The sequence below is a fragment of the Salmonella sp. 32082101201600294FB01SM01 genome, assembly GCF_017572865.1.
GTDB classification, from domain to species: Bacteria; Pseudomonadota; Gammaproteobacteria; order Enterobacterales; family Enterobacteriaceae; genus Salmonella; species Salmonella enterica.
Genome location: NZ_JAGESB010000003.1, coordinates 377,696 through 392,608 on the forward strand (window position 1 = coordinate 377,696; position 14,913 = coordinate 392,608).

General features: G+C 46.1%; 14 protein-coding genes. 6 read left to right on the plus strand and 8 right to left on the minus strand.

What is annotated here, in order from left to right; translation table 11 throughout:
- Positions 1 to 5: 5 nt before the first annotated feature.
- Both J4645_RS15030 and J4645_RS15035 read right to left on the minus strand, forming a co-directional pair.
- Positions 6 to 740 carry an aspartate/glutamate racemase family protein gene (locus tag J4645_RS15030; RefSeq protein ID WP_000683243.1) on the minus strand — a complete coding sequence of 245 codons (735 nt, stop codon included), beginning with the start codon at positions 738 to 740 and terminating at the stop codon, positions 6 to 8.
- A gap of 238 nt (positions 741 to 978) precedes the next feature.
- The gene (locus J4645_RS15035) at positions 979 to 1,509 is read right to left on the minus strand and encodes an Hcp family type VI secretion system effector (RefSeq protein ID WP_000907671.1); all 531 of its coding nucleotides are present in this window, start codon (positions 1,507 to 1,509) and stop codon (positions 979 to 981) included.
- 717 nt (positions 1,510 to 2,226) lie between these two features.
- Here J4645_RS15035 and trpS point away from each other — a divergent pair.
- Complete coding sequence (gene trpS / locus J4645_RS15040; protein WP_023214700.1) at positions 2,227 to 3,240, plus strand: tryptophan--tRNA ligase; 1,014 nt, start codon at positions 2,227 to 2,229, stop codon at positions 3,238 to 3,240.
- On the opposite strand, the gene uxuR is transcribed toward trpS, so the two are convergent.
- Complete coding sequence (uxuR, locus tag J4645_RS15045) at positions 3,241 to 4,014, minus strand: Uxu operon transcriptional regulator (protein ID WP_000841654.1); 774 nt, start codon at positions 4,012 to 4,014, stop codon at positions 3,241 to 3,243.
- A 349-nt stretch (positions 4,015 to 4,363) separates the two neighbouring features.
- Between uxuR and J4645_RS15050 the strand changes: the two genes are divergently transcribed.
- Positions 4,364 to 5,038: a dienelactone hydrolase family protein gene (locus J4645_RS15050; protein WP_023214699.1), complete on the plus strand. Its 675-nt coding sequence runs from the start codon at positions 4,364 to 4,366 to the stop codon at positions 5,036 to 5,038.
- Here J4645_RS15050 and J4645_RS15055 read toward each other — a convergent pair.
- The 3 genes from J4645_RS15055 to J4645_RS15065 form a co-directional block, all read right to left on the minus strand.
- A complete protein-coding gene (locus tag J4645_RS15055) occupies positions 5,035 to 5,496 on the minus strand; it encodes a DUF302 domain-containing protein (protein ID WP_023214698.1) in 462 nt (153 codons plus the stop codon). The genes J4645_RS15050 and J4645_RS15055 overlap by 4 nt on opposite strands.
- A gap of 204 nt (positions 5,497 to 5,700) precedes the next feature.
- Entirely contained in the window at positions 5,701 to 6,612 is a 912-nt protein-coding gene (locus J4645_RS15060) for a hypothetical protein (RefSeq protein ID WP_023214697.1), read from the minus strand.
- Between the two features lie 351 nt (positions 6,613 to 6,963).
- On the minus strand, positions 6,964 to 7,566 hold the full coding sequence (locus J4645_RS15065) for a DUF1062 domain-containing protein (RefSeq protein WP_023214696.1): 603 nt from the start codon (positions 7,564 to 7,566) through the stop codon (positions 6,964 to 6,966).
- A 487-nt stretch (positions 7,567 to 8,053) separates the two neighbouring features.
- Between J4645_RS15065 and J4645_RS15070 the strand changes: the two genes are divergently transcribed.
- The 3 genes from J4645_RS15070 to J4645_RS15080 all read left to right on the plus strand — a co-directional run bounded on the left by J4645_RS15070 (position 8,054) and on the right by J4645_RS15080 (position 11,223).
- Positions 8,054 to 8,311 carry a YjhX family toxin gene (locus J4645_RS15070; RefSeq protein WP_001054380.1) on the plus strand — a complete coding sequence of 86 codons (258 nt, stop codon included), beginning with the start codon at positions 8,054 to 8,056 and terminating at the stop codon, positions 8,309 to 8,311.
- Between the two features lie 4 nt (positions 8,312 to 8,315).
- Entirely contained in the window at positions 8,316 to 9,947 is a 1,632-nt protein-coding gene (locus J4645_RS15075) for a class I SAM-dependent methyltransferase (RefSeq protein WP_077911088.1), read from the plus strand.
- Positions 9,948 to 10,506: 559 nt separating this feature from the next.
- The gene (locus tag J4645_RS15080; RefSeq protein WP_000532939.1) at positions 10,507 to 11,223 is read left to right on the plus strand and encodes a YebC/PmpR family DNA-binding transcriptional regulator; all 717 of its coding nucleotides are present in this window, start codon (positions 10,507 to 10,509) and stop codon (positions 11,221 to 11,223) included.
- Positions 11,224 to 11,419: 196 nt separating this feature from the next.
- On the opposite strand, the gene J4645_RS15085 is transcribed toward J4645_RS15080, so the two are convergent.
- A protein-coding gene (locus tag J4645_RS15085; RefSeq protein WP_099596388.1) for an IS3 family transposase occupies positions 11,420 to 12,519 on the minus strand; the annotation gives its coding sequence in 2 pieces (ribosomal slippage) (positions 11,420 to 12,264 and positions 12,264 to 12,519; 1,101 coding nt in all).
- A gap of 201 nt (positions 12,520 to 12,720) precedes the next feature.
- Here J4645_RS15085 and J4645_RS15090 point away from each other — a divergent pair.
- Positions 12,721 to 14,100 (plus strand): DNA cytosine methyltransferase, encoded by a 1,380-nt coding sequence (locus J4645_RS15090; protein ID WP_023215270.1) that lies wholly within the window; start codon positions 12,721 to 12,723, stop codon positions 14,098 to 14,100.
- A 31-nt stretch (positions 14,101 to 14,131) separates the two neighbouring features.
- Here the strand turns inward: J4645_RS15090 and J4645_RS15095 are convergent, their stop codons facing one another.
- Positions 14,132 to 14,824, minus strand: coding sequence for a SinI family restriction endonuclease (locus tag J4645_RS15095; RefSeq protein WP_023214691.1), 693 nt, complete (start codon positions 14,822 to 14,824; stop codon positions 14,132 to 14,134).
- Positions 14,825 to 14,913: the final 89 nt, after the last annotated feature.

The following is a 14,913-nucleotide window of genomic DNA, read 5'->3' on the forward strand; positions in this document are numbered from 1 at the left end:
ACACATCAGGCGGTAAGGCGTTGTTCCCCGGTCAAAGAGGCGCGGGTGTCCGGCCAGGACTCATACCAACGAATCGCCGCGCGCACCAGCGACGCTGTGGAATCAATCATCGGGCACGCTATCGCGCGTTCATGTCCGGCCACAATAAGCGGAATTTCGGTACACCCCATAATAATTGCCTGCGCGCCACGGGCAATAAGGCTATCGATTTGCGGCAGCAGCAGCGCTTGCGCCGCAGTTTTATCGCCACGTTTAAGCGTATAAATAGCCTGCATTACCAACGCCTGCCCCGCGTCTTCTGGCTGAATTAACGTCAGCCCCCGCGCCAGAGCTTTCTTTTGATATAACCCGGTTGCCAGCGTCGCATTGGTCGCCAGCAGACCAACGTGCCGCGCCGATGGCGGAATATCCCCCAGAGTAGCGTCCAGAATGCTGATCATTCGCGCTTTCGCGACGTTCTGTAAATCATCAAACCAATAATGCGCAGTGTTGCATGGGATAACGATACACTCCGCCCCGGCGTCTTCCAGCATATGCAGATAACGCTCCAGATAACGGAATGGCGAAGGCCCGCCGGATAACAGACATGCTGTACGATCGGGAATATCAGGAATAGAGCTGACAATGAGCGGGATGTGTTGTTGATCACAACTGGCATGTCGTAATTCAACAAATTTTTCCAACATATCCGCCGTTGCCGCAGGTCCCATCCCCCCCAGTATCCCAATGGTGTGTTTCATCGCTTTTCCCGCTTATTTACGTCAAGGTCAGAAACACACTATCAACTTGATGTGTATATAAAAAATGCCGTTTTATTAGCGGCTATGCGTAAAAATCATAACGGGTGTAAGGGCCACGCGTTATCGCCTTTTCTGGCAATCGATTGGTTACATGAGCGCTCATCGACCTTCGCAAGCCGCTAAATGCCATTTCGCTACACCGCATTGCCCACTGCGAGTCCGCACGCTTGTTTTATCCTCATCGCCACAGCGCCTGTCGGTGAAGGGGCCGCCGTGTTTTGCTTTTCGACGCTAATGCGGGAATATCCCAGCGAATATGGCTATAAACCAAATCCACGGTCTCCGTGGCGCTGCCTTCGGCGTCGCCATGATTGCTCATGCGTGAAATCCGCACATTGGTGAGCGTATAAATAATAAATGGCAGCATTGCGCCCTTATCACGACGGCATAATGTCAGCACGCCTTCTTTCACCGTTTTCCCGTTACAATAGTGCTCATAGAGGCCAGGCGTAGCAAGATCGACAGGCTTTGTCAGCGTCAATCCTCCAATATATGTCCCTCTCGCTTCGCCGGACTCCCGTTTCGTCGGGTTGTGGTTGTAAGCAATAAGTTTTATTTGGTTTTCAAAACCTTTGATCCGGCTTTCGCCTTCAATACCGTCCAGTTTTAAATAGATGGCGTCCATCCCCCCTCCGTGATTATCATGCGGCAAAGCAGGCTGACAAGGACGGAACGCCAACAATGAAAGAACGTTCCATTTTCCAGCCATTTCGTTGGTGTCTCTGTATACCAGATTAAATACCGACAATCTGCTATAACTGGATTATTGCTAAATACCTTCTGCCATCAACAATCCATTTTACAATAGCGCTACTGACCTGAAATCTATTACGCCTGGCATTCAAGCATCGTTTCCTGAATAACCATAGCCGCTATAAGAACCATATCAAAAAAGAAATATCAATATCATTTCTTATTTTTATCCGAGAAATTACTTAATTACACAGAATCGGAATATAGACAATTCTTATTCCTTTTCACATCAATGGGCTTTTTAGACTTTTGTCATATCGAAAACAACCATTCCAATAGAACATATTTACTATGTGAATATATTTAATGTTTTTATCGCGCGCAGTGTTATCACAGTAATAAATGATTTGCATCAAAAATGCGCCTTTCAGCGCCACGTATTTTTGAGCAGCAAATTATAAAATCGCGTTTCAAAGTCAGTAACATGTTCTCTGTTCAGGCGATATGACTTTATACCCGAACGACACGCCAGCCGCTTTACCCTTACGTTTAGTCGTGATACGTTAGATCACATGAACACGAAACGATCCAACGCTACGCAACGTCATCTCCGCTGGTGGCTGCCTTCCTGAAGGCGGCACGGATCACTATCCCTCTTTAAGTAGCCGCCGAAAGGCGGCTACTGTGTTTCGGGACGTCTTTCGGCTTTACAGTAAGCATAAAGGAGTCCTTAATGAACACCCTTCCCATCATTCTGACTGGCGATCGCCCCACCGGCTCGTTGCACCTCGGCCATTATGTCGGTTCACTGCGCCAGCGCGTCGCGCTACAGCAGGATCACCAACAGTATGTCCTGATTGCCGACCTGCAGGGACTCACCGATAACGGCAGTAATCCGCAAAAAATCCGCGATAATATTCCGCAAGTGTTAGCTGACTATCTGGCCGTCGGCATCGATCCCAAGCTGACGACGATCTGCCTGCAATCCGCATTACCCGCCCTCGCTGAATTAACGGTGCTGTATATGAATATTGTTACCGTCGCCCGAGTCGAGCGTAATCCTACGGTAAAAAATGAGATTGCCCAAAAAGGCTTTACCCGTTCCCTGCCGGTCGGGTTCATGGCGTATCCCATTAGCCAGGCGGCAGATATCACCGCCTTTAAGGCCGAAATGGTACCAGTTGGCGACGACCAATTGCCCATGATTGAGCAAACGAATGAGATCGTTCATAAGATGAATAGTCTTTTCTCCTCGCCGGTATTGCGACCCTGTCAGGCGCTCCTGAGCGATACGGGCCGTCTGCCCGGCATTGACGGCAGCGCCAAGATGTCGAAATCGCTCGGCAATACCCTGCTTCTTTCCGCCAGCGAAGAGACCATCCACCGTGCGGTCAGCGCGATGTACACCGATCCCAATCATTTAAAAATTAGCGATCCGGGAAAAATAGAAGGTAACGTCGTCTTTACGTGGCTGGATGCGTTCCATCCGGATAAAGCCAAAGTCGCGGCGATGAAAGTACATTATCAACAAGGCGGATTAGGCGATCGTGTCTGTAAAAATGAGCTGGAGACCTGCCTGCAAGAACTGATCGCGCCAATACGCGAACGGCGGGCAACCTTTATTGCGGATAAGGGAATGCTAATGGAATTGCTGAAAAAAGGTAGCGAGCGGGCGCATGAGGTCACTCAAAAGACGCTACAGGAAGTAAAACGTGGACTGGGTCTGCCCACGCTATTCCAGGTATAATCAGGCATCAACGTTGTCCAGCGGCCATGACTCAAACAGATAGCCATCAAAGTAGATGTCATCAACATTGGAAAACTCCAGCAGACGCTGCTTCACGTTTTCCAGGTGCTGCCACATCGCCAGCTTCGCTGCGCGGGCGTCTTTCTTAATTAACGCCGCGAGGATCTGTTTATGATCAACCAGCCACTCCTTACGGTAAAGCGTATCGCCCAGATGGCTATGAAGCTGGAGCCACATCGGATTATTTTCACGCCATTGCCAGGACTGGCGGAAGAGCTCTACCAACATACTGTTATGGGTCGCTTCGGCAATGGCCAGATGAAACTGCATATCGCCGCTTTCTGAGCCGCCCGGCGCGCTGGAGGCGAGCTCTCGCTCTTCCAGTTGTAACGCCTGGCGCATTTTAATGATGTCTTCGCGGGTGGCCTGCAGAGCGGCAAATTCAGCGATATTGCTTTCCAGCAACTGACGCGCCTGTAACAGTTCAAACGGCCCGGCGTCATTACAGTGATTGACGTCAGCGCCTTCCATCTCGTTATTATCCGCGCTGTCGAGCACGTAGATCCCGGCGCCGCGGCGGACTTCAACCAGACCTTTAATTTCCAGCATGATCAGCGCTTCACGCACGACGGTACGCGTCACATTGAGCCTCTCAGCGATCTCTCTTTCCGGCGGCAAGCGCTCCCCGGGGCGGTACGGCGTCTGAACAATCAGATCCCGTATCATTGCGCCCACTTCCTGGTAAGGTCTTTGCTGAGAAGTGTTTGATTTCATATTGGTCGTGCCCGTCCGATGCGATTTCCCGGTATCAGACTATAGCATTTGTAAAGAGGGATAGCACGCGTAGCACACCAAAAACGCGAAACTGGTCAACCAACAAAATAATAATGCGCCCCGTTTCGCTAATGAGGCCAGATGAAAGGAAAGGCAATAGACAATACACGACTGATGTTCCACCTTTAGCCCTGATGCCTGAATATGAACAGCATATTGGTTTACCAATATAAAATTTATCAACCAAAAATCAGGCCATAAAATGTGTCTGTACATTGACAGGAACAACGCCTCTGACATAGCGTGATCGGCGAAAATACAGCCGCTCTCTTTGTATCAAGAACGCGTTATGATAAAAGACACCGTGTTTTTCGCCCCAGGCGTATCCGGGGAAAGCAACGCCTCCAGTCTGTCGAGCCGCCATCGCCGGGCAGCGATTATTCTGCATGAAATTTATGGTATTAACGCTCATATCCAACGCGCAGGCCATGAATGGATGACGCGCGGATTCGACATCTATATTCCCGCGCTGTTTCCTCACCATACCCCCTTTCGCTATGAACAGCAGGAGGAGGCTTACCGTCACTTTTCAGCAAATGTCGGCTTTGATCCCGCCGTCATTACCACGTTACTCCACGATCTCAGAACGCAGTATGAGACGTTAATCGTTGTAGGATATAGCGTCGGCGCAACGCTCGCATGGCTAAGTGCAGCCAGTGGGTTATGCGATGGCGTCATTTGCTATTACGGTTCCCGTATACGCCAGTACCTTCATCTTGCGCCTCTCTGTCCGGCACTGGTTATTATCGCGCGTTATGAGCCGGCGTTTGATCCCCTCGCCATGCGACAGGCGCTGGAAAAGCGACCCCGGGTGCAGTGTAAAATGTACGATGCGCGGCACGGGTTCTGTGATGCTGATAGCGCCACCTTCGATGCCGCCTTATCGCATCAGGTAATGGACGATGTGAGCGCATTTATTCGCGACATCACCTGTGCAAACACATCGCCCGCTTTTCAGCTTTAGTGGAGACTTTTTTCAACGAGCTGTTCCAGTTTTTTCAAAGCCTGTATGTCTGCGGCATCAAGACCATAACGTTGCAGCGTTTCAGCGGGATGATAACTGACTAACGTTCGCCCATCGGCTTGCTGGCTAATGAGCACCCGAAATGGTAAATCCAGCGCCAGTTCGGGATGCGCCAGCATGAGAGGCGTTCCGCCTTTAGGATTGCCAAAGACCAGAACCGTTGTCGGCGGCATTTTCAGGTTAACATTCTGTGCCGCTCTGGCATGATCAAATTCCCCAAATAACACCAGACCGTGATCGGCGACAGCGTGCATCAACCGCGCTCGGGTCTGCAAATAGTCATAAGCGCTGTAGGTTTTAACCATGGTTATCGCTCCATCCTCTATTGCAAAGCCAGGCCTTATTAAGATTAACATCAGGGTTACCGCCAATAAAAAAGGCTTTAAAATAGTACTCATTCTTCTCTCTCCCTGACCCAATACCCATGAGTAAATGCGACACAGATGATATGCAGTTTAAAAATCAGTCATCGTACTGTACCCCTTATTATTGCACTGAACAGCTCATCACTAAAAAAACAGACGGCAGAACAAAAAATTCCGACGTCTGAACAAATTCAAATAACGATGATGCAGTCTGACTGAGCGACAGCGCGATCATTATTATGGCGCGGCACCATCTTCTTCAGCCCGCTGGGTAAGAAAAAATATACTCCGCTCAGTAAGATAATAAATACTACAGGCCAACTCTTCAGAGATACGGAGCATCATTGCGTAGTGATGATGCGATTTTTCTGGCGCCATCGGCAGAAATATTTCTGATTCCAGCACGTCACTTAAAAAATGAAATTTATGTACATATTCAGCAGATATAACGCCTCTCGCCATCAGATTAGCCATTAGTGTATTTAAACTATCTTGTTCATGATACACGATACCTTTTCTCTCATGAATTCTGAGAAGAACGCTTCTGAAGGCTGCATGACATTCCTTTACGACACAGGCAAAATCATTAAGCATCAGGCGATTATACGCTTCCATAAGATCATATTCGACAAAGCCATACTCTCCAGGAGAGTACAAATAATAACATATGTTTTTAAGCCGTTTTATTCTGCGCAACCTTACAATTCTACCATTTTCATATCGATATTTTAAACCATGCTCATGAAATAGATTATTTAATTCACTAATCGCCTTATCCGGTTCTAACCCAAGCGTAACTTCATAGGTCCGAAGGTAGGTATCTATATAGTTAAAAGCAAGTTCAATGGTATCAATATGCTTTCTTTTATCATCTGTTTTTAATAACAGATTACTCATTTCATCCAGATATGACGTTGAATGCGCATATAAGGTGAATAAGCCATACTCTTTGCGCAACGTTTTACATATTCTTCGATAAACTTCATCAGAATGACTATTATGATAGCAGTATAATGTCATATCATAAAAAGAGGAGCAATTTCCTAGCGTATTGATAATCAATAATATTATTTGCTCGCGTATTTCTAACGGAATATCTTCATATAACAGATCGCTATGCCTTAGTGAGTATGGTCTAAAGGTGTGCATTCCTCCCCCTTTAACCGCAACAGAACAGATTACGCTATGGATAGCTTCACATTACTCTAATTCAGTGATTCAGGTATTAATATCAGCTCAACAGTGAGTCATTTTTTCTTATTTTTTAATGGTGTTGCGTGAATATTTATTTACTCTACAGTTAATTATAACCCATCGCCCTTTGTCATTCTGCTGATCATCACTGGTGCGAAAATCTGGATTATCCATGGCATTCAGTCTTCACTGAATGCCACAGACAAGGGTTATTCAACTAAAGCTCACCTGTCCCTTAGCCCTGCTTTCATTCCGTTACGTCACTGCCATACCAGCACACTTAAACGTAAGGTGAGCTTATTGTTTTTATCGACGGGTCAGAACAATCCTTCGCCGGTCATACAGTGTTTCAACAGAGAGCTGCAAATCATATTTCGCATTCTTCAGTTTTCGCGATTTAAGCATTTTCATCGTGACGCCACTTATTTGCCCTGTTTCAATCCGTCTCTTGATTTCGGCTGTGCTTAACAGGAGTTGCCTCTTCAAAATCGACAGCAGGCTGACCTGAAAAGAACGGGAAATCCTGACGCTAACCTGCTTGTGGGAGGCGATACTGACCAGCCACCGTTCCTGAATGTGAAAATCAGGCTGCCCCGATAATTCAGCATTGTTTCGCTTCAGGATCGCGTTGTCATAAGCAAAATATTGCACCGTGGCAGCATCATTCGCCATCAGTCGGCCATAAAGATCGCGGTTAATTTTGCTGACTGGCAGGCGCGAGAACAGGGAGATATTCCAGGTGTAATCGCAGTGTGTGCATTTATAGATACTCCAGACATCGAGTACCTTCTTTTGCGAATTAACCCGAAATGCCCCAGAAGGCGTGAAATCCCGTTTTACGCTGCATGAAGGGCAACGTTTCGCTATGCGCTGATACCCCACAGGAGTGACAGTCCATATGACTTTCATAACGTACCTTTTTTAACCCATACAAAACCGGATCCGAACTCAGCGGACCATAAATGTTTATGCATGAAAAATATTTAAGTGATATTTTTCAGTGGGTTAAAAAAAGATTTCCAACGCAACAACCCTGTCAATGGCTAAAAAGATACGTCGAGACTATCAAAGCGGCCATTATCGGGTATATGAGTTTAATCAATATTCATTATGGTAGCGGCGGTATCTATTCAACTGACTTACTAAACGCATGATCCTCCCTTTGAGATCACACTTTTCACTCCCGGTTATTCACTTACAGAAAACAGGTGTTATCATTCACGACGTAAATACCTTTCAACTCAACCCGAGGCTTTGATGCTGGAGAATGTCATCATCTGATAATCAGTTCCCCGACCTTTTCAGGCCGGACTGATTATCAATGCGCCGAAATCGAATGCGGACACCGCAGTGTGTTTGCACGTTTTGCCTATGATGATTAAACAGGTTCTTCAGTATGAATTTATCCCGTCAGGAACAACGTACCTTACACGTTCTCGCCAAAGGCGGACGCATTACGCACATCCGCGATGCGTCAGGCCGCGTCACCGCCGTTGAATGCTATAGCCGCGAAGGGCTGTTGCTCGCCGATTGCACGCTCGCTGTATTCAAAAAACTCAAAACCAAAAAGCTGATCAAATCCGTTAATGGTCAGCCCTACCGCATTAATACAACCGGGCTGAACAACGTTCGCGCCCAGCCTGACAATCGCTAAGGAGATGATGATGGATATCAGCGCCGTTATTTTTGCAACGCATCGCATTCGGCTATTACCCGATGAAGGCAAAATCCCCTGGGACGAGCCAGCCTTCAGTCAACGTATGCTGGAAAATCATCTGTCGCAGGACCACGACTGGGCCAGCCGCCGGCTAACCGTGATTGAGCAACAGGTAACATGGATTACCCGTCAGTTACCCGCTGGCGCCCGCATTCTGGATCTCGGCTGTGGACCCGGTTTTTATACCCGCCTGTTAGCGGAGCGTGGGTTTCACTGCACAGGCGTAGATTTCTCTCCGGCATCCATCACATGGGCTCGCCAGCAGGCGCAAGCCGCAAACCTGAATATTGACTACATTCAGCAGGATATTCGTACGTACCACCCCACGGAACCTTTTGATTTCATTATGATGACGTTTGGGGAACTGAATGTCTTTAGCGCTGCTGATGCGCAAAGCCTCATCAGTTGTTGCGCGCAGTGGTTGAAACCGGACGGCAAACTGCTTGTTGAAGTGCATACCTTCGATGAAGTTAAACGCCAGGGCATGGCGCAGCCAGGCTGGCAGCGTTGTCCGCACGGCCTGTTTCTTGCCGTGCCTCATCTGCTGTTAACGGAAAATGCCTGGGATGAAGAGGCCCAAACCAGCTCAACGCAGTTCTGGGCGATAGCGGAAAACGGCTGTACCACCCGTTTCGGTAGTCAAATGAAGGCCTGGCGCGATGATGAATATATCAGCCTGCTTGGTGATGCTGGCTTCACTGTGTTGCAGCGCCCGGACAGCCACACCTGGCCGGTCGGCGAGACTTTTGCAGGTAAGCTGTTTGCGCTGCTGGCTGAAAAAGCAACCACTTCTGAGGGTATTGCCCTCAGTAAAAGGAATAACCCAATGGATATCCCACGTATTTTTACCATTAGCGAAAGCGAACACCGTATCCATAATCCGTTTACAGCGGAAAAGTACGCCACGCTGGGCCATGCGTTACGCATGAAACCAGGCACGCGGATTCTCGATCTCGGTAGCGGTTCGGGTGAGATGCTCTGCACCTGGGCTCGCGATTACGGTGTTACAGGTACTGGCATTGATATAAGCCCGCTCTTCACCACACAGGCAAAACAACGTGCAGAAGAGCTCGGCGTCAGTGAATACGTACATTTTATTCATAACGACGCGGCCGGTTATATCGACGAGGAAAAATATGACGTGGCGGCCTGCGTAGGCGCTACCTGGATTGCGGGCGGTGTCGCGGGGACAATAGATCTGCTGGCCAAAAGCCTCAAACCAGGCGGGATCATTCTCATCGGTGAACCGTACTGGCGTCGGATCCCCGCAACGGAAGAGATCGCCCACGCCTGTGGCGTCTCATCTGTCGCCGATTTTCGTCCCCTGCCCGAGCTGGTCGCCTTTTTCGACCAACTCGGCTATGACGTAGTGGAAATGGTGCTGGCGGACCCGCAAGGCTGGGACAGATATGAAGCCGCGAAGTGGATGACCATGCGCCGCTGGCTGGAGGAAAACCCTGACGATGAGTTTGCGCAAGAGGTTCGAACAGAACTGACGGTAGCCCCCAAACGTCACGTCACCTGGACACGAGAATACTTTGGCTGGGGCGTATTTGCGTTAATCGCGCGATAACGTGAAGCAGGAGGTATAGCCTACAAGAGGTATACCTCCATTTAAAAGTATTCAACAAATTAACGCGGCTCAAGGCGGGAATATATCGTCTTAGAGACTATCCCAGTAGGCGTTATTGGCGCAGCCAGTTTGGACACGGACAGCGCGCAAAAACCGGAGCGTACACGTAGTACGTGAGGATTTTGAGCACTGCCCAGGTCCAAAATGGCAAGTAAAATAGCCCTAATGGGATAGGCTCTTAATTTCGCCATTAAGTTTCTGCCACAATATGTCGCAAGACGTGCAAGCGTTCCACCTCACCTGATGAGCGACACCACCATCAATAAGACGTTATTGCTGCGATTCAATTATTAAGAATAAAAAAAGAACCAGAAGAAAATTAAAAAATGACTTACCCACCATATTAGCCATTGTTAAAATCAAAGTACCCCCCCGTAAAAGCTGGATGTTTTTATTTCTCATAGACGAGAATTTATATATTATGATATAATGCGGCAGAAAAACATGCAGGTTATTAACCTGCCATTAATGTAAATAATTTTTTGAGGAGATGTTTCCAGTGGGACGTAAATGGGCAAATATTGTTGCTAAAAAAACGGCTAAAGACGGTGCAACGTCTAAAGTATATGCAAAATTTGGTGTAGAAATCTATGCTGCGGCTAAACAAGGTGAACCAGACCCGGAATCAAACTCAGCTTTAAAATTCGTTATTGAACGTGCGAAACAAGCACAGGTTCCAAAACATGTTATTGATAAAGCCATTGATAAAGCCAAAGGTGGCGGAGATGAAACGTTCGTGCAAGGGCGTTATGAAGGCTTTGGACCAAATGGTTCAATGGTTATCGCTGAAACGTTGACGTCTAATGTTAACCGTACGATTGCTAATATCCGCACAATTTTTAATAAAAAAGGCGGGAATATCGGAGCGGCAGGTGCTGTCAGCTATATGTTTGACAATACTGGAGTGATCGTATTTAAAGGAACAGACCCTGACCATATTTTTGAAATTTTGCTTGATGCTGAAGTTGATGTTCGTGATGTAACCGAAGAAGAAGGAAACATCGTTATTTATACTGAAGCTACAGACCTGCACAAAGGAATTGCAGCGCTAAAAGCAGCTGGAATTACTGAATTTTCAACAACAGAATTAGAAATGATTGCTCAATCAGAAGTTGAACTTTCACCAGAAGATTTAGAAATCTTTGAAGGACTTGTTGATGCCCTTGAAGATGATGATGATGTGCAAAAAGTATATCATAACGTTGCAAACCTCTAATTATAAATTAAACAAATCTGTCTCTATGGCAGATTTGTTTAATTTATAAAGCTGTTATAAAAAAGTCTATCTGGCCAGATATATAAGTTTTTAAATTTATGTTTATGAGTCGCTGTAAATAGACCCGTTTTAGTTCCATGCTTTTTTTGAGATCCCGGCCAAATTGACCCTGGCCCAAATTCAGTACAGTGCTAAATCAGAGATCTTCGTCTTTCCGGAGACTTCGGATAAATTCAGCCGGAGTCATGTCATTTAATGATGAATGCGTTCTCTCATGATTGTATTCCCTGCGCCAGTTGTCGAGTTTTTCCTGCGCATCTTCCAGTGACAGGAACCAGTGAATGTTCAGGCATTCATCCCGCAGACTGCCGTTAAATGATTCAATAAACGGGTTATCTGTCGGCTTTCCGGGGCGCGAGAAATCCATTGTGACGCCTTGTTCATACGCCCATTTATCCAGACTTTTTGAGATAAACCCGCTACCGTTATCCGTCTGGATACGTACCGGCAGCCGCTTATCCGGCACCCGCAGTGCCTCCATTATTCTGACCACATCCTCGCCTTTTAACGATTTTCCGGCATGGATCGCCAGGCATTCCCGACTAAAATTATCCACTACAGTCAGCGCCCGAAAACGCCGCCCGTTAAACAGATTATCTGATACAAAATCCATACTCCAGCACTGATCGACATGCGTCAGGACCGGGTGCTGCTGACGGCGTGCTGCACTGACATGTCTGCGGGGGCGTTTTCTGCGCAGGTTCAGGCCTTCCGGACAATAAATCCGGTGGGTTTTCTTGTGGTTAACAGGCCATCCCTCCCGGCGCAACTGAATATGAATACGCGGGCAACCGTAGCGTATCCGGGTTTCCGCTATTTCCCGGATACGCAGGGTTATCGCCCGATCGTCACGCCGGCTCTGCCAGTGGTAAACGGTTCTGCTCTGCATCAGCAACCCGCATCCCCGCCGGACGCTGATACGGTAAGCCTCCAGCAAAAATGTCACCGCCTGGCGCTTCTGAGCCGGCCTCAGAACTTTTGCTTCAGTACCTCCTGCAGCATCTCCTTGACCAGACTCAGCTCAGCGACCAGCTTCTTCAGCCGCTGATCCTCATCCTCCAGTTGCCGCAGACGCCGCAGTTCGGTCACGCCCGGCCCGGCAAATTTTTTCTTCCAGTTGTAAAATGTGGCCTCAGAAATTCCCATCTCTCTGCAGACTTCCCCGACGCGGGTGCCGGTTTCAGCCTGTTTCAGGGCAAATGCAATCTGTTCTTCGGTATAACGGGTCTTTTTCATGACAATGCGCTTCTCTGTGAGATGGAAGAAAGACCGGAAACTTCAGTTTAGACTGGCACTGTTTACAGGGGGAAGGTCATCAGGCGCGGCAGGTTGGTATTATTCAGCCGTTATTCAAATCGTTGTAATAATTTTATTGACTACAAAACGCACTTGGTACATAATTTTGTTTCCAATTGGAAACAAAAAGAATGCATGATAATGAATGACATCATTACCGTAACAGAAGCAGCACAGTTGCTTGAGCTAACTCCTCAACGTGTAAGAACTATGTGCAAGCAGGGGAGCATTGATGCATATCAATCCGGTAGAACTTGGTTAATAAAAAGTTCAAGTGTTGAAAAGTTGATGCTTGTTAATAGCCTAAGCGATGCTCAAAATAGCTACAGCATGTTGGCCTCTGAGCCAAAAAACAAACCAAAAGCGTTAAGTTTTTTCAGTGGGGCTATGGGGCTAGACCTTGGTATAGAACAAGCAGGGTTTGAAACCCTACTAGCGAGTGAAATAGATAAAGCCGCAAGAGATACTATTTTATCTAATAGACCCAACATGGCCCTTATCGGAGATATTCGTGATTACACAACAGAGGATATTTTAAAATTAGCTGGAGTTTCTTCTGGTAATGAAATTGATTTGGTTATGGGCGGCCCACCGTGTCAAGCGTTCTCAACAGCGGGAAAACGTTTAGGTCTAGAAGATGAGAGAGGGAACGTTTTCATTAAATATTTAGATGTCGCCTTGGATATCAGACCTAAGTATATTGTAATCGAGAATGTTAGAGGGTTATTATCTGCGCCAATGAAGCATAGGCCGCACAATGAACGTGGTGAAGGTTTGCCACCTTTAAAATCTGAAGAACAGCCTGGTGGAGTACTTCATTATATTATCAGAATAATAAAAAGTGCAGGATACTCTGTTTCTTTTAACTTATATAACTCTGCTAATTTCGGCGTTCCTCAAATTAGAGAAAGGGTAATAATAATATGTTCGCGGGACGGCAGTAGAGTTCCCTTTCTACAACCAACACATAGTGAAAAAGGTGAATATGGCCTTCCAAAATGGATAACGTTGCGTGAAACCATAACTAATTTAAAAAATATCACGCATGAGCATGTACTATTCCCAGAGAAAAGATTAAAATATTACAGACTTTTAAAAGAAGGTCAATATTGGAAACATTTACCTGAGGATTTGCAAAAGGAAGCATTAGGTAAATCGTTCTTTCTTGGCGGAGGTAAAACAGGTTTCTTACGACGAGTTGCATGGGATCGTCCATCACCCACATTAGTGACGCACCCAGCGATGCCAGCTACTGACCTTGCTCATCCAGATGAATTGAGACCATTATCAGTTCAAGAATATAAAGTGATCCAACAATTTCCTGAAGAATGGGTTATCAAAGGTAAACTTCTGGATAAATACAGACAATTGGGTAATGCTGTGCCCATTGGTTTAGGGTTAGCTGTTGGAAAAAACATTTTAGATCATATGAATGGAAGGAAAATCGAGTCATTCCCAAATTTTCGTTACTCTCGATATAAAAACACTTCTGACTTGGATATATTTGGAGAGTTGGTCTAAATTATTAGGAAGGGGAATCCCCCTTCCATTGTTATTTGATTTTTCGTAAGTAGCTTTCAACAAAAGCTCTAAAATCATCTTCATTGAGGTCTTTGGATGAAACTTCGTCAGGGAAATTTTCCCAATTTGTAGCATCTCTTTGTGAGAATGTTCTAAACCATTTTTTAATTGGCGTATTGTCGCGAATTTTGCTACTTGAAGAGTTCTCAGTATTATCTCTATTTTTTACTTGTAGAAGACCCCACTCATCTTTTTCATTGTCATAATGAATAAAATCTACTGCTTTTACACTTGTTCCTGAACACCATATCCATCCACATGGCTCTAATTTTTCAGCAAGATATCTTTCCAGAAGATCTCCAACAATGTTTTCAGAAGCCATAGAGAGTCGATGTTCTTCTTTAATTCTATTGAGATTTTCTTGCGGTATATCAAAGCTTACATTAAGGACTAAACTGACAACCTCATCAGGGATAGTAGTAGGTGGCGTTGGCTTTTTCGGAAGCCGACTTTCATTGAAATTTTGAGCTAAATATTCTATATGTTCTGCTTTACCAAAGTTTTTTCTAACTTGTTTCGAGCGCGGATTTGAACAACTTTCAGGAAATCTTGAAAGAAATTTAATTAAAAGCTGGAATTTTTCAGAAAGTTCAGGATTAATATTATCCATTTTCTGTTTTGCCAACTCTTCAGCATTCTCGACGAAAAACACTGCCTCTGACATCACAACCTCCTTATGTATTAAGGCAGTATAATTCTTTAAATCAAAAAGTTACAGTTAAAACTAGCATGACCTATTCATTTACATCAGGT

What these genes read in the sequence shown, in the direction of transcription:
- J4645_RS15055 (WP_023214698.1), bottom strand. Translation starts at nt 5,496, where the DNA reads ATGAGTACTATTTTAAAGCCTTTTTTATTGGCGGTAACCCTGATGTTA.
- J4645_RS15030 (WP_000683243.1), bottom strand. Translation starts at nt 740, where the DNA reads ATGAAACACACCATTGGGATACTGGGGGGGATGGGACCTGCGGCAACG.
- J4645_RS15075 (WP_077911088.1), top strand. Translation starts at nt 8,316, where the DNA reads ATGATGATGGATATCAGCGCCGTTATTTTTGCAACGCATCGCATTCGG.
- J4645_RS15090 (WP_023215270.1), top strand. Translation starts at nt 12,721, where the DNA reads ATGAATGACATCATTACCGTAACAGAAGCAGCACAGTTGCTTGAGCTA.
- J4645_RS15050 (WP_023214699.1), top strand. Translation starts at nt 4,364, where the DNA reads ATGATAAAAGACACCGTGTTTTTCGCCCCAGGCGTATCCGGGGAAAGC.
- J4645_RS15070 (WP_001054380.1), top strand. Translation starts at nt 8,054, where the DNA reads ATGAATTTATCCCGTCAGGAACAACGTACCTTACACGTTCTCGCCAAA.
- J4645_RS15065 (WP_023214696.1), bottom strand. Translation starts at nt 7,566, where the DNA reads ATGAAAGTCATATGGACTGTCACTCCTGTGGGGTATCAGCGCATAGCG.
- J4645_RS15060 (WP_023214697.1), bottom strand. Translation starts at nt 6,612, where the DNA reads ATGCACACCTTTAGACCATACTCACTAAGGCATAGCGATCTGTTATAT.
- trpS (WP_023214700.1), top strand. Translation starts at nt 2,227, where the DNA reads ATGAACACCCTTCCCATCATTCTGACTGGCGATCGCCCCACCGGCTCG.
- J4645_RS15095 (WP_023214691.1), bottom strand. Translation starts at nt 14,824, where the DNA reads ATGTCAGAGGCAGTGTTTTTCGTCGAGAATGCTGAAGAGTTGGCAAAA.
- uxuR (WP_000841654.1), bottom strand. Translation starts at nt 4,014, where the DNA reads ATGAAATCAAACACTTCTCAGCAAAGACCTTACCAGGAAGTGGGCGCA.
- J4645_RS15035 (WP_000907671.1), bottom strand. Translation starts at nt 1,509, where the DNA reads ATGGCTGGAAAATGGAACGTTCTTTCATTGTTGGCGTTCCGTCCTTGT.